This is a genomic window from Paenarthrobacter sp. JL.01a (assembly GCF_025452095.1).
In the GTDB taxonomy this organism is placed as follows: domain Bacteria; phylum Actinomycetota; class Actinomycetes; order Actinomycetales; family Micrococcaceae; genus Arthrobacter.
Genome location: NZ_CP104877.1, coordinates 3,499,595 through 3,523,671, shown reverse-complemented (window position 1 = coordinate 3,523,671; position 24,077 = coordinate 3,499,595). Strand labels below are relative to the sequence as shown.

At 64.1% G+C, this 24,077-nt stretch carries 22 protein-coding genes; 16 read left to right on the top strand and 6 right to left on the bottom strand.

Translation table 11 applies throughout. The annotated features are described in order from the left end of the window. Positions 1-37: 37 nt before the first annotated feature. Positions 38-175 carry a hypothetical protein gene (locus N5P29_RS16545; RefSeq protein ID WP_260842307.1) on the bottom strand — a complete coding sequence of 46 codons (138 nt, stop codon included), beginning with the start codon at positions 173-175 and terminating at the stop codon, positions 38-40. Between N5P29_RS16545 and N5P29_RS16540 the strand changes: the two genes are divergently transcribed. The 3 genes from N5P29_RS16540 (at position 174) to gdhA (ending at position 3,452) form a co-directional block, all read left to right on the top strand. Beyond that, complete coding sequence (locus N5P29_RS16540) at positions 174-1,322, top strand: acetoin utilization protein AcuC (protein ID WP_262275898.1); 1,149 nt, start codon at positions 174-176, stop codon at positions 1,320-1,322. The genes N5P29_RS16545 and N5P29_RS16540 overlap by 2 nt on opposite strands. A gap of 65 nt (positions 1,323-1,387) precedes the next feature. Next, the gene (locus N5P29_RS16535; RefSeq protein ID WP_262275897.1) at positions 1,388-1,912 is read left to right on the top strand and encodes an ArsR/SmtB family transcription factor; all 525 of its coding nucleotides are present in this window, start codon (positions 1,388-1,390) and stop codon (positions 1,910-1,912) included. A 202-nt stretch (positions 1,913-2,114) separates the two neighbouring features. Beyond that, positions 2,115-3,452 carry an NADP-specific glutamate dehydrogenase gene (gene gdhA, locus N5P29_RS16530; protein ID WP_262275896.1) on the top strand — a complete coding sequence of 446 codons (1,338 nt, stop codon included), beginning with the start codon at positions 2,115-2,117 and terminating at the stop codon, positions 3,450-3,452. Positions 3,453-3,529: 77 nt separating this feature from the next. Here the strand turns inward: gdhA and N5P29_RS16525 are convergent, their stop codons facing one another. Then, positions 3,530-4,861 (bottom strand): alpha-hydroxy acid oxidase, encoded by a 1,332-nt coding sequence (locus N5P29_RS16525; protein ID WP_315973361.1) that lies wholly within the window; start codon positions 4,859-4,861, stop codon positions 3,530-3,532. 78 nt (positions 4,862-4,939) lie between these two features. Between N5P29_RS16525 and N5P29_RS16520 the strand changes: the two genes are divergently transcribed. Further along, complete coding sequence (locus tag N5P29_RS16520) at positions 4,940-5,686, top strand: FadR/GntR family transcriptional regulator (RefSeq protein ID WP_262275895.1); 747 nt, start codon at positions 4,940-4,942, stop codon at positions 5,684-5,686. Between the two features lie 17 nt (positions 5,687-5,703). On the opposite strand, the gene N5P29_RS16515 is transcribed toward N5P29_RS16520, so the two are convergent. Further along, a complete protein-coding gene (locus N5P29_RS16515; RefSeq protein ID WP_262275894.1) occupies positions 5,704-6,732 on the bottom strand; it encodes a LacI family DNA-binding transcriptional regulator in 1,029 nt (342 codons plus the stop codon). A gap of 179 nt (positions 6,733-6,911) precedes the next feature. Between N5P29_RS16515 and N5P29_RS16510 the strand changes: the two genes are divergently transcribed. From N5P29_RS16510 to N5P29_RS16490, 5 genes are read left to right on the top strand one after another with little or no spacing between them, the layout of a single operon-like run. After that, a complete protein-coding gene (locus N5P29_RS16510; protein WP_262275893.1) occupies positions 6,912-8,324 on the top strand; it encodes a Gfo/Idh/MocA family protein in 1,413 nt (470 codons plus the stop codon). Positions 8,325-8,351: 27 nt separating this feature from the next. Next, the gene (locus tag N5P29_RS16505) at positions 8,352-9,347 is read left to right on the top strand and encodes an NAD-dependent epimerase/dehydratase family protein (RefSeq protein WP_262275892.1); all 996 of its coding nucleotides are present in this window, start codon (positions 8,352-8,354) and stop codon (positions 9,345-9,347) included. After that, entirely contained in the window at positions 9,344-10,249 is a 906-nt protein-coding gene (locus N5P29_RS16500) for a 5-dehydro-4-deoxyglucarate dehydratase (RefSeq protein ID WP_262275891.1), read from the top strand. Before N5P29_RS16505 ends, N5P29_RS16500 begins: the two co-directional genes overlap by 4 nt. After that, entirely contained in the window at positions 10,249-11,397 is a 1,149-nt protein-coding gene (locus N5P29_RS16495) for a mandelate racemase/muconate lactonizing enzyme family protein (RefSeq protein ID WP_262275890.1), read from the top strand. Before N5P29_RS16500 ends, N5P29_RS16495 begins: the two co-directional genes overlap by 1 nt. After that, positions 11,378-12,829 (top strand): aldehyde dehydrogenase (NADP(+)), encoded by a 1,452-nt coding sequence (locus N5P29_RS16490; protein WP_262275889.1) that lies wholly within the window; start codon positions 11,378-11,380, stop codon positions 12,827-12,829. Before N5P29_RS16495 ends, N5P29_RS16490 begins: the two co-directional genes overlap by 20 nt. Before the next feature lie 132 nt (positions 12,830-12,961). On the opposite strand, the gene N5P29_RS16485 is transcribed toward N5P29_RS16490, so the two are convergent. Together N5P29_RS16485 and N5P29_RS16480 are read right to left on the bottom strand one after the other, a co-directional pair. Beyond that, positions 12,962-14,083 (bottom strand): M24 family metallopeptidase, encoded by a 1,122-nt coding sequence (locus tag N5P29_RS16485; protein WP_262275888.1) that lies wholly within the window; start codon positions 14,081-14,083, stop codon positions 12,962-12,964. Next, positions 14,080-16,128: a DUF6807 family protein gene (locus N5P29_RS16480; RefSeq protein WP_262275887.1), complete on the bottom strand. Its 2,049-nt coding sequence runs from the start codon at positions 16,126-16,128 to the stop codon at positions 14,080-14,082. Before N5P29_RS16480 ends, N5P29_RS16485 begins: the two co-directional genes overlap by 4 nt. Positions 16,129-16,454: 326 nt before the next feature. Here N5P29_RS16480 and N5P29_RS16475 point away from each other — a divergent pair, with 326 nt between their 5' ends. From N5P29_RS16475 to N5P29_RS16445, 7 genes are all read left to right on the top strand, one after another. Beyond that, the gene (locus N5P29_RS16475; RefSeq protein ID WP_262275886.1) at positions 16,455-17,399 is read left to right on the top strand and encodes a carbohydrate ABC transporter permease; all 945 of its coding nucleotides are present in this window, start codon (positions 16,455-16,457) and stop codon (positions 17,397-17,399) included. Further along, a complete protein-coding gene (locus N5P29_RS16470; protein WP_262275885.1) occupies positions 17,392-18,324 on the top strand; it encodes a carbohydrate ABC transporter permease in 933 nt (310 codons plus the stop codon). The genes N5P29_RS16475 and N5P29_RS16470 overlap by 8 nt, the downstream gene beginning before the upstream one ends. Positions 18,325-18,527: 203 nt before the next feature. Continuing rightward, entirely contained in the window at positions 18,528-19,904 is a 1,377-nt protein-coding gene (locus tag N5P29_RS16465) for an ABC transporter substrate-binding protein (RefSeq protein WP_262275884.1), read from the top strand. A 140-nt stretch (positions 19,905-20,044) separates the two neighbouring features. Next, positions 20,045-21,052, top strand: a complete 1,008-nt coding sequence (locus tag N5P29_RS16460; RefSeq protein ID WP_262275883.1) for an acetylxylan esterase — start codon at positions 20,045-20,047, stop codon at positions 21,050-21,052. 219 nt (positions 21,053-21,271) lie between these two features. Then, positions 21,272-22,402 carry a 3-deoxy-7-phosphoheptulonate synthase gene (locus N5P29_RS16455; RefSeq protein WP_262275882.1) on the top strand — a complete coding sequence of 377 codons (1,131 nt, stop codon included), beginning with the start codon at positions 21,272-21,274 and terminating at the stop codon, positions 22,400-22,402. Between the two features lie 138 nt (positions 22,403-22,540). Beyond that, a complete protein-coding gene (locus tag N5P29_RS16450; RefSeq protein WP_017199160.1) occupies positions 22,541-22,753 on the top strand; it encodes a helix-turn-helix domain-containing protein in 213 nt (70 codons plus the stop codon). A 163-nt stretch (positions 22,754-22,916) separates the two neighbouring features. Further along, entirely contained in the window at positions 22,917-23,015 is a 99-nt protein-coding gene (locus N5P29_RS16445; RefSeq protein ID WP_003792170.1) for a 30S ribosomal protein bS22, read from the top strand. A 138-nt stretch (positions 23,016-23,153) separates the two neighbouring features. Here N5P29_RS16445 and N5P29_RS21030 read toward each other — a convergent pair whose 3' ends face one another. After that, positions 23,154-23,774 carry an endonuclease domain-containing protein gene (locus tag N5P29_RS21030; protein ID WP_315973360.1) on the bottom strand — a complete coding sequence of 207 codons (621 nt, stop codon included), beginning with the start codon at positions 23,772-23,774 and terminating at the stop codon, positions 23,154-23,156. Between the last annotated feature and the right edge of the window lie 303 nt (positions 23,775-24,077).

The following is a 24,077-nucleotide window of genomic DNA, read 5'->3' as shown; positions in this document are numbered from 1 at the left end:
TCCTTGGTTGAAACAAGCTTTCCTGAGTAGTAAACCACTATTCGCGCGCGTAACCGGGGCGTTGGGCTGTTCCAGCCTCAGGTAGCCTGTTCTGGATGAACTCCACGCTTGGAACAACTGCTTCCAGCATTACGCGCTCCGCACTGCCAACGACGGTGGTGTGGGATCCAGCCATGACTGCCTACAATTTCGGTCCGGGCCATCCCATGGCGCCGCAGAGGCTTGAACTGACTGCCCGCCTTGCCCGGTCTTTGGGCCTTTTCGACCACCAGCATGTGGCGGTGGATGCACCCACCCTGGCAACCGACGTCGAACTTTTTACCGTCCACAGTCGCGAGTACGTTGAGGCGGTCCGGCGGGTCAGCGAAGACCCAAGCCGCCCGGAGGAAGACCGCGGGCTGGGGACCGAGGACGATCCTGCGTTCGCGGGGATGCACGAGGCCAGCGCCAGGCTGGCCGGCGGTTCCCTGCTGGCGGCGGACACCGTCCTGTCCGGCCGGGCGGTGCGTGCGGTCAATTTCAGCGGCGGCATGCACCACGCCGCACGTGACCGGGCGAGCGGTTTCTGCGTCTACAACGACGTCGCGATGGCTATCCAAAGACTGCTCGACGGCGGTGTGCAGCGCGTGGTGAGCATCGACGTCGACGCCCATCACGGTGACGGGACGCAGGGCATTTTCTGGAACGATCCCCGGGTCATGACCATCAGCCTCCACGAAACCGGCCTCACCCTGTTCCCCGGGACGGGTTTTGCCAATGAAACCGGTGGTCCTGACGCGCCGGGGACCGCTGTGAACGTCGCGCTTCCCACGTTTACGGGTGACGCCGCCTGGTTGCGCGCCTTCCATGCGGTGGTGCCCCAGCTGGTTGGCGCCTTCCAGCCTGAAGTGATCGTCAGCCAGCACGGTTGCGACTCGCACCGCGACGATCCCCTGACGCACCTCAACCTGAGCGTGGACGGGCAGCGCGAGGCCGCCTCCGCCGTCGCCAGCCTGGCCGCCCGGTACTGCGACAACCGCTGGATCGCCACTGGTGGTGGAGGGTACGACGTCACGGGTGTGGTGCCCCGGGCGTGGAGCCACCTGATCGGCATGGTGACCCAGCGTCCCGTGGCGTTGAGCCTTCCTGTGCCGGAAGCATGGCGGACCTACGTCAAGGAAACGTACGGGGTGTGGGCTCCCGAAAAAATGGGCGACGACGTCGACGTCTGGTGGCGCTCCTGGGAAGTTGGCTACGATCCCGCGGACGAAGTGGACCGGACGGTCATCGCGACGCGCAAGGAGATTTTCCCGCTGTACGGCCTGGACCCTTGGTTCGACTAGGCCCGGAGGAATGCACAAGGAAACAAGGGATGCCAAGTGGCGTATATGTCGCTAGGGTGTAAGGCATGGTGACTGACGACGTATTTGCCGTCATAGCTGAGGCAACCAGGCGCGACATCCTGGTCTCCCTCCGCTCTGGGGATAAAGCAGTAGGCGAACTGGTGGAAGAACTGGCTGCGAGCCAACCCACCATCTCCAAGCATCTGAAGGTGCTCCGCGAGGCCGACCTCGTCAGCATGCGTGCGCAGGGCCAAAAGCGTTTCTATGCGCTCAATCCTAAGCCGCTCGCCGGCGTCGCCAATTGGCTTGAAACGTTCGACGTCGGCCCGGCCGCTCCCGCCGCCGTCGCACCGGCAGTGCCGTCCCCGGCTGCGGAACCCGCCGCTGAATCGCCAACGCTTCCCGAAGCCATCAACCAGGCTGCGAAAGTTCATGCCGGTGACACCGCCGTCGTGCTTGATCCGGCGTCGGACGATACCGTTCCGCAGCAGATCGGTCGCACCGTAGGCCGCGCGGCCACCAAGGCTGCCGATCTGTTGGCGAACCTTCCCAACCTGCCCAATCTGCCCAAGTTCGGGCGTAAGCGGTAAGCTGTATTTAACGTGACGATTGTCACATTGTGAGTTTTTGTTAACCTCCCGTTCCTTGAGATACCGCTGATTTTCTACGGTTGTGTTAACTCCGTAGCCCGGGTCACAATGTCCTCGGGTGGAGATCCTACGTCCTTCGGTGCAACCATGGGCGGGACTGATTGTCCCGCCGCTGGGCGGCCCACCGAGGATAGGAAGACCCATGGATTCAAGGCTCGAGACCGTCCGCGACACCGTTCTGGCGCGGAACCCGGGGGAGAAAGAATTCCACCAGGCCGTGACCGAGGTCTTTGAAAGCCTTGGGCCGGTCCACGATCGTCATCCGGAGTTCCTTGAAGGTGCCGTCCTGGAGCGACTGTGCGAACCCGAGCGCCAAATCATCTTCCGCGTCCCGTGGACCGACGACGCTGGACGCGTGCACGTGAACCGCGGCTTCCGGGTGGAATTCAACTCAGCGCTCGGCCCGTACAAGGGAGGACTGCGCTTCCATCCTTCCGTGTATCTGGGAATCGTGAAGTTCCTGGGCTTCGAGCAGATCTTCAAGAACGCGTTGACCGGCATGCCCATCGGCGGCGGCAAGGGTGGATCCGACTTTGACCCGCGTGGCCGCTCGGATGCCGAGATCATGCGGTTCTGCCAGTCCTTCATGACCGAGCTGTACCGCCACATCGGCGAGTACACCGACGTTCCCGCCGGTGACATCGGAGTGGGTGGCCGGGAGATCGGCTACCTTTTCGGCCAGTACAAGCGCATCACCAACCGCTATGAGTCCGGCGTCCTGACCGGCAAGGGAATTTCCTGGGGCGGTTCGCTGGTCCGTCCGGAGGCTACAGGGTATGGCACGGTGATCTTCGCGCAGGAGATGCTCAAGACGCGGGGTGCCTCCTTCGATGGGCAGCGCGTTGTGGTCTCCGGCTCAGGCAACGTAGCCATCCATGCGATTGCCAAGGCCCAGTCCCTCGGCGCCACGGTGGTGGCCTGTTCCGACTCCGCCGGTTACGTCGTGGACGAGGCGGGGATCGACGTCGAACTTCTGAGCCAGATCAAGGAAGTGGAGCGCGGCCGCCTCACCGAATACGCCGCCCGCCGCGCCGGTGCCAGCCACGTTGCCGGTGGCTCCGTCTGGGACGTGAACGGGACGGTTGCACTGCCCTGCGCCACGCAAAACGAGCTCGACGGCGAGGCTGCCGCCAAGCTGGTCAGCAACGGGCTGATCGCGGTGGCAGAAGGCGCGAACATGCCGTCGACCCGTTCGGCGGTGTCCGTCTTCCAGGAGGCCGGCATCCTGTTTGGACCGGGCAAGGCCGCCAATGCCGGTGGTGTTGCGACATCCGCGCTTGAAATGCAGCAGAACGCCAGCCGCGATTCCTGGTCCTTTGAGCACACCGAGCAGCGGCTCACCGAGATCATGGTGGGCATCCACGATCGCTGTGCCGAGACGGCGGAAGAATACGGTGCGCCGGGGAACTATGTTGTTGGCGCGAACATCGGCGGCTTCGTGAAGGTGGCCGACGCGATGCTCGCCCAGGGTCTGATCTAACGCCCGTGGCACCCAACTAGGGGACAGCTCCTGTCGCTATGAGCAGTCATAGCGACAGGAGCTGTCCCCTACTTGGGTTAGCGCTGGAGCAGCCGAACGTGGTCCGGGGTCAGGTCCGGGACCTTGCTGACGCCCAGGAGCGCCATGGTCCGGGTCATGTCCTTTTCCAGGATCTGGATGGTCCGATCTACGCCCTCGCGTCCGCCGGCCATCAATCCGTAGAGGTAGGCGCGGCCGATCAGGGCAAAGTCTGCGCCCAACGCCAGGGCAGCGACGATGTCCGCGCCGCTCATGATGCCAGTGTCCAGGATGACGGCGGCGTTGCTGTTGTCCGCCTTCAGCGCCGCGGTGACCTCGGGCAGCAGATGGAAGGGGATGGGCGCGCGGTCCAGCTGGCGGCCACCATGGTTGGACAGGATGATGCCGTCGGCGCCGTGGTCAACAACGCGCCGGGCGTCCTCCACGGTCTGGATGCCCTTGACCACCAGCTTGCCCTTCCACGTTTCGCGCAGCCAGTCCAGGTCCTCGTAGGTCAAGGTGGGGTCGAACATGGAGTTGATCAGGTCGGCCACGGTCCCGGTGTAACGCGACAGGGAAGCGAATGTCAGGGGCTCGTGAGTCAGGAAGTTGAACCACCACGCCGGGCGGTAGGAGGCATCCAGGACAGTCTTCACGGTAAGCGCCGGCGGGATGGTCATGCCGTTGCGGACGTCGCGGAGGCGCGCACCGGCGACGGCGGTGTCCACGGTGACCATGAGGGTGTCGTTGCCGGCCTTTGCGGCGCGTTCGATCAATTCCAGCGAGCGGTCGCGGTCGGTCCACAGGTACAGCTGGAACCAGTTGCGGCCGTTGGGGGCGGCCGTTGCAACGTCCTCGATGGAGGCGGTGCCCATGGTGGACAGCGTGTACGGGATCCCGGCGGCTTCGGCGGCCTGCGAGCCGGCGTATTCGCCCTCGGACTGCATCATGCGGGTGAAGCCGGTGGGTGCAATGCCGAACGGGAGGCGGGATTCCTTGCCGAGAATGTCCGTGCGGAGGTCGATCCTGGACACGTCCCGCAGGATGCCCGGCCGGAATTCGATGTCCTGGAAGGCCTGGCGTGCCCGGCGAAGTGTGATCTCTTCTTCTGCGGCGCCGTCTGTGTAGTCGAACGGCGCTTTTGGTGTGCGGCGCTTGGCGATGTCGCGCAGCTCCCAGATGGTGCTGGCGCGCTTGAGCCGGGCCGCTTTGCTGAATTCCGGCTTCTTGAACTGCATCAGCGGCGCGAGGTCGGAAACTTTGGGAACGCGCCTCTTCAGTGCCGGGGGCTGCACGACGGCGGGTCGCGGCTGGGGCGGGCGGGTCACGTTTTCGTCGCTGCCAGCGTTGGCGGGCGCTGCCGTGAGCTTGGGATCGAGGGTGTCGGTCATGCTGTTCTCCCTTGAATGCTGTGTGGTCTAACCACACTGTAATCCATGTGGTTGGACCACATCAACTAGTATTCCGGTATGCGAACGCACGAACTTGTCCTGCAGTGGATCGAGAAGCAGCTCTCCGATGGGGACCTCGTCCTGGGTGGCCGCCTGCCCGGGGAGCGGACCATGGCTGAGCAACTGCAGGTATCGCGGACGTCCGTGCGGGAGGCGGTCCGGATCCTTGAAGCAATGGGTGTGGTCCGGGCCGGCGTGGGTTCGGGCAAGGATGCCGGGACCATCGTCATCGCCGAGCCTGGGTCGGCACTCGGTTCAACCCTTCGCCTGCATGTGGCAACCCGCCACCTTCCCGTGGCCGATATCGTGGAGACCCGCGTCCTGCTGGAATCCTGGGCTGCTGCCCGTGCCACAGTGGATGCGCCGGCTCTGGGGGAGGCTGCGGAGCTGCTCGAGCGGATGGATTCAACGCAGGACGTCGAGACCTTCCTGGCCCTCGATGCCCGCTTCCATGTGGCCTTGGCCGAGGCGGCGGGCAATGCGGTGGTCAGTGCCATGATGGCCTCGTTGCGCGGCGCGATCGAGAACTACGCGGGCGAGCTGACGGAAAACCTGCCTGACTGGAACGCGACTTGCGCACGGCTGAGGGGCGAACACCGTGCCATCCTCGCCGCCGTGAACAGCAACGACGGCGGCAGGGCAGCCGAACTTGTGGCAGCCCACATCCAGGGCTTCTACGCGGAGGCAGGACTGGGCTCAGACCCCGGGTCCAAGAGCAACCCGGGGTTACTTATGGCCCATGGAGGCCCTCCGAAAGGGCCATAAGTGACCCCGCGTTGCTTCTAGGCGGGTTTGAGGGCCGGGGCTGCGGTGCTCTTGCGGATTTCCATGCGCGGCGAGAACTCGTCCTGCGCCTGGGTGGGGGCTTTGTCCGACTGTTGGATCTGCTCCCGCATCCGCCGCCATGCGAGGCTCCCGAGCTCATTGATGGGCACGGCAGCCGTGGTCAGTGGCGGAGTGGTGTATTTGGCGAAGGGAATGTCGTCGAAGCCCGTCACGGAAATGTCCTCCGGAACCCGGATTCCCCGCTCGTGCAGGCCGCTGAGCAACCCCATGGCCACGAGGTCGTTGAAGGCGAGGATGCCCGTGGCGCCGCTGGCAATGATCGCGTCGGTGCATTCGTGCCCTGAATCAAAGTTGGAGCCGCCCGGGAGCATCTGCAGTTCGATCTCCGGGTGCTCCGTCCGGAACTGGTCCAGGCCAACCAGACGTTGCCGGTTCGAGGCACTGTGCTCGGGGCCGGAAAGGAAGGCCAGGCGCCGGTGGCCGAGGGACACGAGGTGCTGCGCCAACTCCTGGATGCCTTGGCCGTAGTCCACGCTAAGGCTCGGGGTGTTGGTGGCCACCGTGGTGCGGTTGATGAGGACCAGCGGATGCAGGGTTGGTGCCAGTTCCTCGAGCTCGGCATCGCCCATGCGGGGTGCGCAGAGCACGACGCCGTCGCAGCGCCGCCGGGCTTCCCCGGCCAGGATTGCTTCCTCGCTGGTGACTTCCGAGGAATCCGCGATCAGGACGCGGTACCCGTCCTGGGCCGCCGCGATGCTGAGTCCCCGAAGGATTGCCTGGAAGGTGGGGTTGGCCAAATCCGGGACGACGATGCCGATGGTGTCGGTCTTTCCCAGTGCCAGGCTTCGCCCGACCGGGTTGGGTTGGTACTTGAGCTCAGCCGCGGCGGCGCGCACCCGTTCGGCGATACCGGGATCAACTGCGGCGTTACCGTTCATGACGCGTGAAACCGTTGCGTGTGAGACGCCGGCCTTCTCCGCGACGTCGGCAATACCAACGCGCCTGTTGGTGTTCCTGCGTGCCATGTGGCCCCTTCCCTTTGTTCGTCCGCCGAGTGCTGCGTCGTTGGCGCACTGGTTGACGTGACCACCAGAGTCTTGATAGAAAGCTTATAACCCTCTGAGAAAACGCTTTCTCACATATTCTTCCACACGTATCCGGGCCGTCAAGCGGTTCACTCCTGCCTTTTGAAAGGGGCACACTCATGGTCAACGTCGACTCAGCCGAGACCCGCACCGCGCCAGCGGACGCGACAACCCGGACCGGAGGCACTCAGCGGACCCGAGTTGCCCTGATCGGCACGGGTGGCCGCTCGGAAATGTACATCAGGGCCATCTACGGACAGCACGCGGACGTGGCGCAGCTGATTGCCCTGTCCGACGTCAACCAAGGCCGCGTGGATTTCTACCGCGAGCTCATCAAGGAACTCGGTGGCACAGAGCCGGTTGCTTCCTTCGAGCCGGGCGCACTCACCAGCTTTATCCACTCCAATAACATCGAGCGGGTCATCGTCACGACGCCCGACTACACCCACGCGGACTACATCGTAGAGGCGCTCGAGGCAGGTGCCGACGTCGTGGTTGAAAAGCCGCTGACCATCGACGTCGAGGGTTGCCGCCGCATCACCGAGGCAGTCGCCAAAACCGGACGCAACGTAGTGGTCACCTTCAACTACCGCTACTCACCGCGCAACAGCGCACTGAAGGAAGTCATCCAGAACGGCGTGATCGGCAAGGTCACCTCCATCGACTTCAGCTGGGTGCTGGACACTGTGCACGGCGCGGACTATTTCCGCCGTTGGCACCGTGACAAGAAGAACTCCGGCGGACTGCTCATCCACAAGGCCTCCCACCACTTCGACCTCGTCAACTGGTGGATCAATGACGTGCCTGAGCGTGTGTTCGCCTCCGGCGGCCTTCGCTTCTATGGCGACAAGAACGCGGCGGAACGTGGCCTGGGAGCCCGCCCGGAGCGCGGCACAGTTGATGGCCTGGAACACGATCCGTTCCGTCTGGACATGCGCGAGGACGAGCGCCTGAAGGCCCTGTATTACGACAATGAAAAATTCGACGGTTACCGCCGCGACCAGGACGTCTTCACCGAAGGCATCACCATCGAGGACAACCTCGCCTTGGTGGTGGACTACCAGGGCGGGCCCACCCTGAGCTACTCGCTGAACGCCCACAGCCCCTGGGAGGGCTACCGCGTCTCGGTCAACGGCACCGAGGGCCGCGCCGAACTCGAAGTGGTGGAGCGTGCCGCCGTCGAGTCGAGCACAGATAAGAAGACCGTAGTGGACCCGAGCGCCACCCCCATCGAGGAGGACGACGCCGTACGCCGGAACGGTGAACGACTGGTGGTCCAGCGCCACTGGGAAGCTGCCTATGAGGTGCCCATCATCAACGGTGAAGGCGGCCACGGCGGCGGCGACAACCTGCTGCTCTCGGATCTCTTCAACGGCCCCGGCATCGACCCGCTGGGCCGTCCGTCGGGCTACATAGACGGACTTCGCTCGGTCTCTGTCGGCATCGCAGGAAACCAATCCCTGGAGACTGATCTCCCCGTCCGGATCAGCGAACTCGGCCTCGGCGTCGATCTCAGCCGAAACCAGGCCTGACCGCTTCCCCAAACAAGGAGACAGACAATGAGCAGGATTTTCGTCACCGGCGGTTCGGGCAGGCTCGGCCGCAGCGTCGTGTCCGGCCTCGCCGACGCAGGCCACCAGGTAATTTCGGTCGACCGCGACGCCATCCCGGACAGCCAGCTGCCCACCGGAGTCGAGCAATACAGCGCAGACCTGCTGGCGCCCGGGGAAGCGGAGCGGCTCATCCGCGAAACAGCGCCCGACGCCGTCATCCACCTCGCTGCTATCGCCGTACCTTTCAGCGCGCCTGAGGACGTCATTTTCAGCACGAACACCAGGCTCGCTTTCGCGGTGATCAGTGCAGCGACCGACGCCGGTGTGCCGAAGATCATCACGGCCAGCAGCCCCACCGCCCTTGGTTATGGGTCACCGGCCGGTTGGTTGCCGCCGTCGTTTCCCTTGAACGAGCAGACGCCGCCCAAGCCGTGGAACGCCTATGCGCTATCGAAGCTGATTGCCGAACAGACGGTGCAGATGTTCGCAGCGGCCCAGGGCAACACCATCCGTTACGCCGCTTTCCGTCCGTGCTTCGTGATCTCCCCGGAGGAATGGGAAGGAGCGCCCACGCAGCAAGGCCACACGGTACGCGAACGCCTGGACGATCCCGCCCTGTCCGCGCCGGCCCTGTTCAACTACGTGGACGCCCGGGATGTTGCCGAGTTCCTGGATCTTTTGCTGTCGAAAATGGACACCATTCCCAACGGAGAAGTGTTCTTCGTTGGCGCGAAGGATGCCTTGGCCACAGCACCCCTGGCTGAACTCCTCCCGCACTTTCTGCCCGGCAGCGGACCTCTCACCGCGCACCTGACCGGAACCAGCCCGGCGTTTTCCGTCGACAAGGCCCGCGAGCTTCTGGGGTGGGAGCCGAAGCGCACCTGGCGGACCGAACTTACCCCGCCGTATGCCGGTCCCGACACTGCAGCAAACCGAGCACCACTCAATGACGAGATCCACGCCGGCCTGGTCCCGGCGGGAGCAACCAAGGAGACACCATGAATTTCGACGGCGTACTGTTCTTCCCCGTCACGCCCTTCGCCGAGGACGGCAGCGTTGATGTTGCCCTGCTGAAGGAGCACATCACCTCACGCTTGCCGTTCGGACCCGGCGGCGTCTTCCCCGCGTGCGGCACAGGTGAATTCCATGCGCTCTCCCTTGATGAGATCCGCACCGTGGTGACTGCCGCCGTCGAGGCCGTTGCGGGAGCCGTCCCGGTGGTCTCCGGTGCCGGCGGACCACTGGGGCACGCCCTTGCCGCTGCCAAGGTGGCCGAAGAAGCCGGCGCGGACGCACTCCTGGTTCTTCCGCCTTACCTGGTCACCGGCCCCACCGACGGTGTGGTGGCGTACGTTGAGGCCGTCGCGGCCGCCAGCAGCCTGCCGGTCATCGTGTACCACCGGGGCACCGCCAAGTTCACTGCCGAAGCCATCACCCGCCTCACCGCGAACCCGAAAGTGGTGGGCTTCAAGGACGGGATCGGCGACGTCGGCCTGGCCCAGGAAATCGTGTCTGCGATCAACGCGAGCGGCCGCACGGACTTTGCCTTGTTCAACGGGCTGTTGACCGCCGAACTGACCCAGGGCGCCTACCGCGGACTGGGCATCCCCCTGTACTCCTCGGCAGCTTTCGCCATGGCACCGGAGATCGCCAAGGCCTACTACGACGCCTACATGGCCGGTGATGAGGAACGACGCCATGCCCTCCTTGAAGGGTTCTACGCGCCGCTGGTCCGCCTCCGGGACCAGACTCCGGGCTTTGGGGTCTCGCTCATCAAGGCCGGTCTCCGGCTGGCAGGTTTGCCGGTTGGGCCGGTCCGCCCGCCGCTGGTTGATCCCACCGAAGAGCAGCTCCTTGAGCTCAAGGCCATCCTGGCCAAGGGCCACGAATTGGCGGAGCGCTGATGCCAGCCCGCATCACTGGCCTGTCTACCCGGTTGATCACGGTTCCGCTGCTGCGCAGCTGGGGTGCGGAGGCACCGGAGAACCATGTGATTCTCACCAGCCTGACAACGGACGACGGCGGCACGGGCCACGGTTTCTCCTGGACCCCCACCATTGGTCCCCAAGCAGTCAATGCGCTCCTGGACCACGACATCGCCCCGTTCATCATTGGGCTCGAGGCGAATGCGGAGACGGTGTGGGACCAACTGTGGAAGCGGCTCCATGAAGCCGGCGGGGGAGGCCTGACCACCATTGCGATGGCCGGCGTCGACCTCGCGCTGTGGGACTTGAAGGCGCGGCAAGCGGGGACTTCTGTCACCGGGCTTTTGGGGCAACGCCAGGAGTCCGTGGAGGTCTACGGCTCCGGCGTGAACCTGCACTATTCACTGGAGCAGCTCGTGGAGCAAGCCCGGCGCTGGGTCGCGGCAGGGCACCGCGCCGTGAAGATCAAGGTGGGGAAGCCCGAACTCACCGAGGACGCCGAGCGGGTGGCCGCCGTCCGGGAAGTCATAGGTCCGGACCGGCGCCTCATGATCGATGCGAACCAGCGCTGGGACCTGGCCCACACGTTCCGTGCCTTGGAGGTGTTGGGGGAGTACGGACTGGAATGGCTGGAAGAACCCATCCGTGCAGACGACCTCTGGGCCTACCGGCGCCTGCGGAAGCACTCGCCGGTGCCCATTGCCTTGGGTGAAAACGTCCATACCGTGTACCGCTTCCGCGACTTCATCGAGGCCGAGGCCGTGGATATCATCCAACCCAACATTGTCCGGGTGGGTGGCATCACACCGTTCCGCAGGATCGTTGAGTTGGCCCGTGCCCACAGCATCCGGGTGGCCCCGCACTTGCTCCCTGAACTTTCGGGCCAGCTCGCGCTCACCTTGGCTGAACCCGTCAGCGTCGAAGACGTGGAGGATGCCTCATTCGGGCAACTCGGAATCCTGGCCGGACCTTCCCCCGTACGGATCAGCAACAGCACGGGCACCATCCGGCTCAGCTCAGCGGGCCTTCCCGGACTCGGTTTTGACTTCTCCGGGGATCCGCGACAGGCCTATGACACGTCAGCCCCTGAAAGCAAAGGAAACCGCAGTGAGTACAGCAACTCTTGACCTGACCGCCATCACCGCAGCAGCCACGGCAGCGGCGAAGGTGACCGCAGCAGCTTCCGACGCCGAGCGCGCGGCCTGGTTGACCGCCGTCGCCGACGCGTTGGACGCGAACGTGACAGAGCTTGTCGCCATTGCCGACTCCGAGACGAGCCTTGGCACTGTGCGGCTGACCGGTGAAGTGGCAAGGACCAGCGGCCAGCTCCGGTTGTTCGCCCAGGTCATCACCGAGGGTTCCTACCTTGAAGCGGTCATCGACCACGCTGATCCCTCAACCACCCCGCCCAAGCCCGACCTGCGCCGCATCCTGCGTCCGATCGGCCCGGTGGCGGTGTTCTCGGCGTCGAACTTCCCGTTCGCTTTCTCCGTTGCCGGGGGCGATACCGCTTCCGCGCTCGCCGTCGGGTGCCCGGTGATCGTCAAAGCCCACTCCGGACACTTGCGGCTCTCGGAGCGGACGGCGGAGATCGTCACCGAAGCCTTGTCCAAGGCCGGAGCTCCGGACGGTATTTTCGCTTTGGTCAGTGGCAGGGAGGCCGGGACCGCGCTGGTCCAGGACCCGGCCATCAAGGCCGTGGGCTTCACCGGGTCCATCCCCGGTGGCAGGGCGCTGTTCGATCTCGCGGCTTCACGGCCTGAACCCATTCCGTTCTACGGCGAGCTGGGCAGCCTGAATCCCGTGGTCATCACGGCCGAAGCGTTGGCCGAACGCGGGCAACAGCTTGCTGCGGGCCTGGCGGGCTCCTTCACCATGGGCGCTGGCCAGTTCTGCACCAAGCCCGGGCTCGTGTTCATCCCCGCCGGGACGGACTTCGCCTCGCAGCTTGCCCAGGCGAGCAAGGACAAGCCGACCGCTGCCATGCTGACGGAGCGCATCGCGGAAGCCTACCCGGACGGGCTGCGGAGCGTGGCAGACCAGCCGGGAGTCGCCGTCGTCAGTGGCTCGGTGGAGCAGGACAGCCTTTCGGACGGCGCCGCGCCGGTGGTCTTCTCCACGACGGCGGCCAACGTCCTGGAACGCCCGGAGGAGCTGCTGGAGGAATGCTTCGGCCCCACGACGTTGCTCATCGAGTACGCCGACCAGGAGGAATTGTCTGCCGCCTTGGCGAAGGTTCCTGGGAGCCTGACGGGCACTGTCCACGCAGAGCCGGATGAGGATGTTTCGTCACTCGTGGAGCAGCTCAGTGGCCTGGCCGGGCGGGTACTGTTCGATGGCTGGCCCACCGGAGTGGCCGTGAACTGGGCCCAGCAGCATGGCGGGCCGTACCCCGCCACAACTTCGCTCTTCACCTCGGTTGGCGCTACTGCGGTGCGTCGCTTCCAGCGCCCCGTGGCTTATCAGGATGCACCTGAAAGTGTGTTGCACCCGGCCCTTCGCGATGCGAACCCCCTGGGCATCCCGCGACGCGTGGACGGTGTCCTGACGCTCAGCTAACCCAACCAGGGGACAGCAAACGTCGCATTGAGCCCTCATTGCGACAGTTGCTGTCCCCCAGTTGGGCCACCACGGGCAAAAGGGGCGGGCCACCGTAATGGTGACCCGCCCCTTTCGTGCGTGGTGGCCCCGTCAGGGGCGAAGCGTCAATGGACGACGGCGGCCGTCCACTTCCGTGGTCGGCCAGCGTTCGTCCACGGTCAGGACACGCACACCGGATTCCGTGAGCAACACGGTGTCCTCGATCTTCACACCGGGTCCCGAGGGGTTCCACGTAAAGGGCTGGTTCAGCACGATCGTGTCCGTGACCTCGGCCGTGACCCGGGGGTCGCGGCCGGCATAACCGGCCGGTCCGCCCTGGTGATGAAGCTTCCACTGGTCCTGGCCGAAGCCGTGCCGGGAGTAGGCCTCCTGGATTTCGCTGAAGACCTGGTTGAGCCGGACACCCGGAACCGTGGCCCGGAAAATGTCGGCCTCAACGGTCGCGATGCGTGCCTCGGCGTCGAGTTCCGCGGGGGTGCCGGCGTCGAACGCCACCCAGCGGGTCACGTTGGCAACCAAGCCGTTGCGGCGGGCACATACAACGGCCATCGCGCGACGCCCGATGGGGGAGTGCGTGGCCAGCGGATGACGGTAGCTGCTGCGGGCCTCACCATTGCAGAGCAGCACGAGCGGCTCGGCGCCCATGGCCACGATGCGGGCAGCCAGCTCCGAAACCAGTTGAAATTCGGTCGTTTGCGGCGTCACCGCCTGGAGGACGTCCGTCATGGCGCGCGCTACGTCAGCTGAAAGCCGGGCATACCGCGATGCTTCGCCGGGCAAGAGCTGTTGACGGGCGGCCCGCAGCTCGGTAGCGACAGCGGCTTCCACCAGGGGGTCGCCGCCGAGCGCCAGCTTCGCCGCCGCGGCGTGCAGTTGGCCGTTCCATGGAACCGTGTCGAGGCTGACTCCCTCCGGGAGCTCCTCGGCGGCGATCCGTCCGGCCTCGTTGTTGAACGTCACCAAATGATCGCCTGCCCGGTCCACCAGGAGCGCGGCGATGGGATCACCGGCCAAGCTGATGTGGACCCGGCTGCCGTCCAAATACCAGGTGAGGGCCGTATTGGAGGTCAGAAGGAGCGAGTCGCGGCCGGCGGTATCCAGGATATCCAGGACACGACGGCGCTTCACGGCACGGTCGGCGACGTTGCCTGCGGCTGTGCTTGCGGGAGCCGGTGCGGAGTGTGCCGGCGTGGATTGAGTAGGTGTGGTCATGCCGGTTCCCCCAAAGTGGTGATGAGCTGTTCAATGTCGTTCGTTGCAAGGAACCCGTCAGCGATGAGCACTCGCACTGTCCGGTGGGCCGGGCGGCCAGGTTGAGTGGCCACGGGGCTGTCCCACGCCAGGGAAAGCCCGACGCCGGGATAGCCCGCATGCCGCACGAACCACGGGTCCGGTGCCTGTGGTGAGGCGAGGAACACGAGTGTTGCGGGATGACCCAGCCCGGGATCGTTGGCGGGATGCGCAGCGCCGGCGGGACCGGCGTCGAACGTTCCTGACCAGGCCAGCCACGGCGCGACGCTCCCGTGGACAGCGTCCTCACCGCGTGCCTCCGGCGTCCAGATGGTGGCATCGGCAACCGCGGGCAGCCGCCAGAAGAAGCCGCCGTAGCCGCCTTGCGGCCGCCCGTTGGAACCCGGACTGCCGAGCATCACCGTACGTCCCGTGGCCGATTCCAGCGTGAAGTCGAGCGTCAACTGCCAGGCTGAATTCCCGACGGCGGCCCACCGCCACTTGCGCTGTTCGCGGAGTATCGGTAAATGGTCGGGTCCGAGCCAGCTCAACTGCTCCCGCCGAAACCCGTCACCGTGCTCTGCGGAGTCCGTGACGATCCTGCCATGGTCCTCGCGCCAAAGGTACATACCGGCGTCGCGGGTGTAGGTCCGGCCGCCCCAGAAGTTGATCCCGTCCACATCCTGCAGGGCTACACCGGCCCCCAAATGCCACACATGGTCTTCGGGCACGTGGTCCGTGACCACGGTGCCGCCCAGGGTACGCACGGGGTGGAGGTAGGGCCGCGGCGATGACGTGGGCCGGATGTGGGTGCCGTCCTGGACAGTGGCGACCGTGGCACCGTTGATAGTGAGCTCAGGCGTCCCGCTGGACGTCCATGGTGCCCCAAGTTCGGCGAACGTGGCTTGGCCCAAGGCGGCCCGGCGGATCAGGGACCCGATGCCCTGCACTACCGCATGGGACTGGTCCCCTTGGCCTTCCCACGTAATGAACCCGGGAGGTATCGGGCGTGGGGCGTCGGCTGTCCGGATAGCTTCCAAGACCGATATGTAGGCACCGGAACCGCTTAGGGGGCTGAGCAAATCTTTTTCGGACCGGGCGGCGAGCAGATTCTCCAGAAGGTCGGTCCGGCCAAACGTCTCTTCCCTGGTTCCTTGCGGGGTGGTGATCTCCACGCGGTCTTCCGTGTAATAGAGCGTGAGCTGGCCCAGGGTGCCGTCCACGGTAACCACGGGTGCGGACTGCTCAGGGGCGCTGAGCGTCAGGGCGCAGGTGAGCACCGTGCCGTGTGTCGTCCGGACCCTCACAACCGAGGTGTCATCGCTTTCGGTGTCGTTGGCCCGGTAAAGGTCAGTGTCCACGGACTTAACGTCTTCCAGGGTTCGGGCGCCGGCCAGCCGGAGTCCGGTAGCAACGGCATGCGCCAAAGCGTTGGTGGCCACTCCGTCCACTACATCCGTTCCGTCGAGGCTGCGCTTGCCCGCCCAGCGGGAGCGCTTGAAGTAGGCCTTGTCGCGCAGCCACATGCCGGTGGCGCTGATGCCCCGGACTTCACCGATGGCCTTGGCCGCCACCAAGGCGTCCATGGCCGGGAGCGCGTCCGAACCCAGGCTTTGGAAGCCAACCTGGACGAGACAACCGGCCTCGGCGGCTGCCTCCATGACTTCCCGGTATTGGGCCAACGAGGCCACCGGCGGTTTCTCAAGGTACACGTTGGCCCCTGCGGCGATGGCCGAGAGGGCCAAGGGAGCGTGGGTCTGGATTGGGGTGGAGATGATGACAACATCCGGTGCCGGCCCGGCCGCCAGGAGCTCGTCCAGGGAAGCGTAAACCTCCACTTCAGCCGCGAGTGTTCCCTGGGCAGGTGGCTGCGGGTCCGCTATTGCCACCAGTTCCAGGATTCCGGCGGCGGACAGTTTCTCCAGGTTTTCCAAGTGGCGTTCGCCGAAGCCGTGGATACCCACCAGTGCTATGCGGGGCAAACGCGCAGGGTCCTTGGGCGGGACCGCAGCCAGGGATTGCGTCATGAAAGTGTCCTAACTGGGTCCGGGACGGAGGTCAAGGGAGGCTGGGTGTGTCTGGGCGGCTTCGTCAGAAAACGCTTTCTCAAAAATTAGCAAAAGGCTGTACATGGGTCAAGAAAACGTTTACTTTGGTACGGAGCCGCTGAAACCGGGACCCGGATCCTGGCACTTCGAAGGGGTAGCGCCAGAGAAACGGCGACGTCCCGCAGGCAAGCACCAACCACACCTCGTACTCCGTGGATGGCCACGATGACCAAAGGAGACCACATGGCCGAATATGAACACGCGGTGACGCCGCAAGGCGCTCGCGGGACGGCGAGGGGGAAGCAATGAGCGCCATTGGCGAACTCTCATCCATGACCCGCCGCAAGGGTCCCATGACCAAGGAAGAGAAGAAGGCAAACGGCCGTGACAACAAAGCCGCGTATGTCTTCCTCCTTCCATGGTTGCTGGGCCTGGGTGTCATCACTGTGGGACCCATGCTCATGTCCTTGTACTTGTCCTTCACGGACTACAACCTCCTGCAGCCGCCCGAATGGGTGGGCCTGGACAACTTCGTCCGGATGTTCGGCGACGCCCGGCTCCACAACTCGCTCCGGGTCACGTTCACCTATGTGCTGGTAGGCGTTCCCCTCCAGCTGGCGGTGGCCTTGGTGATTGCGCTGGTCCTGGACAAGGGTCTGCGCGGGTTGCCGTTCTACCGCTCCATCTTCTACTTGCCCTCCCTTTTGGGCGGTTCCGTGGCCGTTGCCATCCTGTGGAAGCAGATCTTCGGCACCACCGGCCTGGTGAACCAGGTACTGGCAATGATTGGGATCGAAGGGCCGGGCTGGATCTCGGATCCCAACACGGCCCTTGGCTCCATCATCCTGCTCCACGTGTGGACTTTCGGCAGCCCGATGATCATCTTCCTGGCCGGACTGCGCCAGATCCCGAACATGTACTACGAGGCAGCCAAGGTTGACGGTGCCACCACGCTCCAGCAGTTCTGGCGCATCACGCTGCCCATGCTGAGCCCCATCATTTTCTTCAACCTGGTGCTGCAGATCATCGGATCCTTCCAGTCGTTCACCCAGGCGTTCATCGTCTCCGGCGGCAACGGCGGCCCGTCCGACTCCACGATGTTCTTCACCCTGTACCTCTACCAAAAGGGCTTCGGCCAGTTTGATATGGGCTACGCCTCGGCGATGGCCTGGTTCCTGCTGGTCATCATCGGTGTCTTCACTGCCATCAACTTCATCGCTTCAAAGTATTGGGTGTTCTACGATGACTAAACTCCAGACTCTCCCCGCGGCCGGCGGCAATGCCGCAGCCACATCAGGCAAGAATCCCCGCCGTCGTGAATCCCGCGGCAACCTGGCTTTCAGCCGCAGTGCCCGTATCAAGGGCCTGATCAAGCACGCCATCCTGATCATCGTCGGCGGCGTGATGATCTACCCCTTGCTGTGGATGGTGATCTCCTCCCTGCGGCCCAACGACCTCATTTTCCGGGAACCCGGCCTGTGGCTGAACAATCTCGAAATGAGCAACTACACGGATGGCTGGTCGGCCCTGACCCACCCGTTCGGGCATTACATGATCAACTCGGCGATCGTCGTTTTGGGTTCGATCGTTGGCAACCTGGTCTCGTGCTCCATGGCCGCCTATGCCTTTGCTCGACTGCAGTTCACTGGCAAGAAACTGTTCTTCGGCATCATGCTGCTGACCATCATGCTGCCGTTCCACGTAGTGATCGTTCCGCAGTACATCCTGTTCTCGCAGATCGGCTGGGTGAACACCTTTTGGCCGTTGATCGTGCCCAAGCTGCTGGCTACGGATGCGTTCTTCGTGTTCCTCATGGTCCAGTTCATCCGCGGTATCCCCAAGGACCTGGATGAGGCGGCCCGCATTGACGGCGCAGGCCATCCCAGGATCTTCCTCAGGGTCATCCTGCCGCTGATGGTCCCGGCGCTCGCCACCACCACCATCTTCACTTTCATCTGGACCTGGAACGACTTCTTCGGCGCCCTGATCTACCTGACGGACCCGGACATGTTCACCGTGCCGGTTGCGCTGCGGGCGTTCGTCGACTCGCAGTCGGCCACCAGCTGGGGTTCGCTCTTCGCGATGTCCATCGTGTCCCTGTTGCCCGTCTTCCTGGTCTTCCTCTTCGGACAGAGGTTCCTTATCAAGGGCATCGCTACAACCGGTATCAAGTAGTCGCCCGGGCTTGGCGCGCCCCCGCGAGGTGGCTCCCGGCCACTTACGGCGATGTCGCCATCTTTCTGTTTGGCCGCCGTCGAAATTCTGCCAAAAGGAACAAGACAGTATCTTGTAATACAAGAATGTGACTTGTACCATAATTTCAAGAAAACGCTTTCCCGCATCAATCGCATCAGGATCAACGAAGATCGGAGATATCAGTGCCCGTACATCCAGAGGGTGAAGCAGTCGCCCCCGAAGCAGCACCATCCACAGGAGGTGCCATGGTCGCCAAGGCCAAGCGCGCCAAGCGCAGGCTCCGTGCCTCAGCTTTGATCGCCGCCACGGCCGCAGCGGTCCTTGCGCTCAGCGCTTGCGGCGGAGGTTCAGAAGCCAAGAGTGCCGACGGCAAGGTCGAGCTCCGTTTCTCCTGGTGGGGCGGCGACAAGCGGGCCCAGCTGACGCAGGAAGCCATCAAGGCGTTCGAAGCCGAAAATCCCAACATCAAGATCAAAGCCGAGTTTGGGGACTGGTCGGGGTACTGGGACAAGTTGGCAACGCAGGTGGCTGCCAACGACGCCCCGGACATCATCCAGATGGACGAGAAGTACATCACCGAATACTCAACCCGCGGCGCCTTGCTTGACCTCTCCAAGTACAACATCGATACGTCCAAGCTGGATGAGGCGGCGCTGAATGCAGGGAAGGGCGAAAAGGGCCTGACCGGCATCGCGGCAGGCATCAACGCCGCCACCATCCTGGCCAACCCGGCAGTGTTCCAGGCCGCCGGCGTCCCGCTCCCGGATGACAAGACCTGGACCTGGGACGACTTCGAGCGCATCGCCGCGGAAGTAACGGCCAAGTCACCCAAGGGCACCTATGGTGCGGCGGCCTATGGCACGGATGAGGCTTCCCTTGGCGTCTGGCTGCGGCAGAACGGCAAATCTCTTTACACTCAGGACGGCAAGCTCGGTTTCGAGCCCTCCGACATCAAGGGCTATTGGGAATTCCTGAAGGACATGAGCGACAAGAAGGCCGTCCCGACGGCGTCGGAGATCGTTGAAGCAGAAGCTGCGCCGCTGGATCAAAGCGGCCTGGCAACAGGCAAGAACGGCATGGCATTCTGGTGGTCCAACCAGCTTCCCGCCCTGGAGAAGGCCGCCGGTGGAGAGCTGCAGATCCTTCGTTTCCCGTCCAAGACAGGCAAGGCCGATGACGCCGGGCTTTGGTACAAGGCCTCGCAGTTCTGGTCGGCTTCATCGCGGACCAAGCACCCGGAAGAAACCGCCAAGTTCATCGACTTCCTGACGAACAACGTCAAGGCCGGCGAGATTCTGCTGGCGGACCGCGGCGTCTATCCGAACTCCGACGTCCGTGACGCGATCGCACCCAAGCTGGCAAAGGCGGATGTCAAGGTGGTCGACTTCATCAGCGCCATCAAGGACGAACTTGGCGAGGCGCCTGCCGCCCCGCCGAAGGGTGCGGGTGCCATCCAGGAAATCATCAAGCGCTACACCTCGGAGGTCATGTTCAACAGGCTTTCCGCGGAGGAAGCAGGAAAGAAGGCTGTGGACGAGATGAAGTCCGCCATCAGCTAGCTTGTTACGCGCCGAAACCGCGGCCCCGGTTGGTCATCAGCGATCAACCGGGCCGCGGTTTCGCTGCATTCCGGCGGCTTGGTAAACCAGCCCTCCAGCCCTGTGACAGAGCGCACAAAGCCATGACGTAGGATGACCTCATGCCTCTCTTCGACCTACCACTTGAACAGCTCCGCGACTACACCTCCAGCGCCGTCCCGCCGGCTGATCTGGACCAGTTCTGGGACCGCACCATCGCCGAAGCCCGGGCTTTGCCACTGGATGCCGTGTTCGAGCCGGTGGACAATTTCCTCAGCGTCATCGACACCTTTGACGTCACCTTCGCGGGCTTCGGAGGAGACGTGATCAAGGGGTGGATGCACCTTCCGGCGCACCTGGAGCCCGGCACGCGGCTTCCCGTGGTGGTGGAGTACATCGGCTACTCGGGTGGTCGCGGCCTGGCCAATCAAAACACCCGCTGGGCGCAGGCCGGGTATGCCCACTTCATCATGGACACCCGCGGCCAAGGGTACGGCGGAGTCTCCGGCGATACCCCGGATCCGCACCCTTCCGCGGGCGAGGTCAACTACGCGGGACTCATGACCCGGGGCGCGGACCACCAGGACAACTACTACTACCGCCGGGTCTACGTGGACGCTTTCCGCGCCGTCGAAGCGGCGCAGAGCCATCCCGCCGTCGACCCCTCCGCCGTGGTCCTCACCGGCGTGAGCCAGGGCGGCGGCATCACTGTCGCCGCCGCCGGGCTGGCGGCCGGAAGGCTCGACGGCGTTATCGCCGCGCTGCCCGATGTCCCCTTCCTGCAGGACTTCCCCCGTTCGATCGACATCGCCCCGCGCGGTCCGTATCCGGAGATCGCGTCGTTCCTGGGCAGGCACCGGGATCGCTACGAGCCAATGCTGGCGGTGCTGAACTACTTCGACGGCGTGCACCTGGGCAGGGCTGCCGCGGTTCCAGCGCTGTTCTCGGCTGCCCAGATGGACGACATCTGCCCGCCGTCCACGGTGTTCGCGAGCTACAACAACTACGGTGCGCTTGGCGGGTCGCCGCAGAAGGACATCGAGGTGTACCGCTTCAACAACCACGAGGGCGGACAGGAGCACCACTGGATCAAGCAGCTGCAGTTCCTGCGCAAACTCCTGTCTTCATGACGGACACGATTTGCGGGGCCTGACCAGAGGTGGTTATGGTGTGGCTATGACTAACCGTTGGTATGCGTATTTTTCGTTGGCTCTGGAGGGGCCCGCGTCTAACTGACACGCATCCAACTTTCCTTCAGAGCCAACAGGGCAGAGATCATTCTCTGCCCTTCGCCATATCCGGCGGGTTCTGAAAAGGGGCCCGCTCCGCATCCCGGACAGGACCCAGAAATGACCAGCATCGCCCCCGAAACCGTGACCTCGGACGAATCCGCACAGCCCGCCACCTCCAACCTTCGGGTGGCCCGCTTCGAGCCGCTTCCGGCCCCGCAGGACCTCATCGCAGAGCTGCCGCTGGACGCACGCTCAGCGGCCGTCGTCGACCGTGGCCGTGACCAGGTCCGTGCAATCATGGACGGCGTCGACGACCGCTTGCTCGTGATCGTCGGTCCGTGCTCCATCCATGACCCCAAAGCCGGGCTTGAATACGCCCGCCGCCTGGTCAGCCAGGCCGAGAAGCACAAGGAAGACCTCCTGATCGTCATGCGGACCTACTTCGAGAAGCCTCGGACAACGGTGGGTTGGAAGGGCCTCATCAACGATCCCCACCTGGACGGCAGCCACGACATCGCCGCAGGATTGCGCGCAGCACGTGGATTCCTGAAGCAGGTGACCGCGCTCGGCCTGCCCACCGCTACCGAGTTCCTCGAGCCAATCAGCCCCCAGTACATGGCCGACCTCGTCTCGTGGGGTGCCATCGGTGCGCGCACCACCGAAAGCCAGATCCACCGCCAGCTTGCCTCCGGGCTCTCGATGCCCATCGGCTTCAAGAACGGCACCGACGGCGACCTCCAGGTGGCCATCGACGCTTGCGGCGCCTCGGCCGCTGAGCAGGCCTTCCTGGGGATCGACGACGACGGCCGCGCGGCTTTGGTGGCGACGGCCGGAAACCCGGACACGCACGTGATCCTGCGCGGTGGACGCAAGGGCCCGAACTACTCCGCCGCCGACGTTGCCGCAGCATCGTCAAAGCTTGCGGACAAGGGACTCAACCCGCGCCTGATCGTCGACGCCAGCCACGCCAACAGTGGCAAGAGCCACCACCGCCAGGCTGAAGTCGCGCTGGAAATCGGGGCGCAGCTGGAGGCCGGTTCGTCTTCCCCCATCGCCGGCGTGATGCTGGAGAGCTTCCTGGTGGGCGGCGCACAGAACCTGGACGTTGCCAAGCAGTTGGCGGGCGAGCAGGAACTCGTGTACGGACAGAGCGTCACGGACGCCTGCATGGAGTGGGATGTCACGGCGTCGGTGCTTGAGCAGCTTGCTGCCTCCGCCCGGAAGCGCAGGAAGGTCTTGGGGGAGTAGTGTCCCACTTCCTCGAAAAGCTTTCACTTAGGCCCCATCAGCCTCTAGAGTATCTAGCACATGGTTGTTGGATGGCTCAGCATCGTCACACCGTTTCCTGGGGGTGTCCTGTCGGCTGAGAGCAAAGGAATATGGGAAATGTCCGCGGAGACTAACTTCTCGAATGCGCGTTTCATGACGGTGGCCGAGGTGGCCGACGTCCTGCGTGTTTCCAAAATGACCGTGTATCGCCTGGTTCACTCAGGGGAAATGCCAGCCGTCAGGTTTGGCCGTTCCTTCCGGGTTCCCGAGGAAGCCGTAGCCCAGTACCTCAAAGGTGCTGTGGTGGACGGCCAATCCGAGACCGCCTGAGTCCGCCGGGGTCCGTTTCCCGGACCGTGGTCATGGAGTACCCCTTTGAAGCGGTACTCTGTTAAGGAACGTTTTACGTCAATGTAAGAATCTGTCAGTTGTACTGTCTGCTTCCGCGGATCCGTTCCAACAGACAGGACCTTCTAGTTTGTAAGGAACTTTCGTGGGTTCAGTTATTAAGAAGCGCCGCAAGCGTATGGCCAAGAAGAAGCACCGCAAGCTGCTTCGCAAGACTCGCCACCAGCGCCGCAATAAGAAGTAGAGATACTTCACCAAGCGTGAATGCCCGTTGCCTCTCGAGGTGGCGGGCATTTTTGCGTCCCCGCTGTCGCTTGCTCACGTTCCCGGGGTTTTCTGCTGTCGCTCGCTCACGTTCCCGGGGTTTTCTGCTGACGCTCGCTCACCCCTTCGGGCGTGCGAAGCCAGCCTGTACAGCGGGATCTATCCAGGCTTTCCGCAGGGCGCCCTTGATTCTCACTGTCGCGTCGCCGAAGCCGTCAGCCAGGTCGTCTTTCCCAAAGACAAGTACAGTCCAGCCTGCGGTGCGGAAGGCCTTGTCCCTGCGCCGATCGCTGTGTATCTGCTCCTCCTCAAGGTGATGGCCGCCGTCGTACTGGATGGCAAGCCGACGCTCGCGGTAACCGAGGTCGGCTGAAGGCGACAGCCGGTCGCCAATCCGGAGGTGCACCTGCAGCTCCGGTTCCGGCAGCCCGGCATCGAGCATGGCAAGGCGGAGCATGGACTCGGGCGCTGAATCCGCGCCGACCCGCATGAGTTCGAGTGCTTCCCGCGCGCGGACGATGCCTTGCAGGTTCTTGTGGCGCTCCACCATCGCACGGAGGCCGTCAATGGTTGCATATGCCGTATCCCGATGTTCGAACTCGGCTCGCGGCATGCGAATGAGGTGGTCACCAACGCAGATGAGTTCGTTCAAAGGCAGCGTGCGGGCAAGATCCAGCCAGGTTCTGGGACGTGTGCTGATCCAAAGCCCCCGAACCAATTCAATTTCGCCCTCGGCCACCACGAGAGTGTGCCCCGTAACCCCTTTCCGCCGTACTGCCGGGAGGCGCCGCGGCTTACTGAGGTGCAGTTCGTTTGAGTCGGATAGCCACGGAGGAAGCGGAAACCCGTGAAGCCTGGCGGCCGTGACGTGCGAAATCCAAGCCCCCGGGCTCGCAGCCGAAAGCGATCGCGCAGCTGCTTCGAGGTCAAAGTCCCAACCGGACGGACGGTAAATGCCCTTGCTTACCGGTTCTATGCTGACCCGACCCCAAAGGTCTCGGGGAGCCAGGCCAGCATCAATGGCCTCGGCAAGGGTAAACGG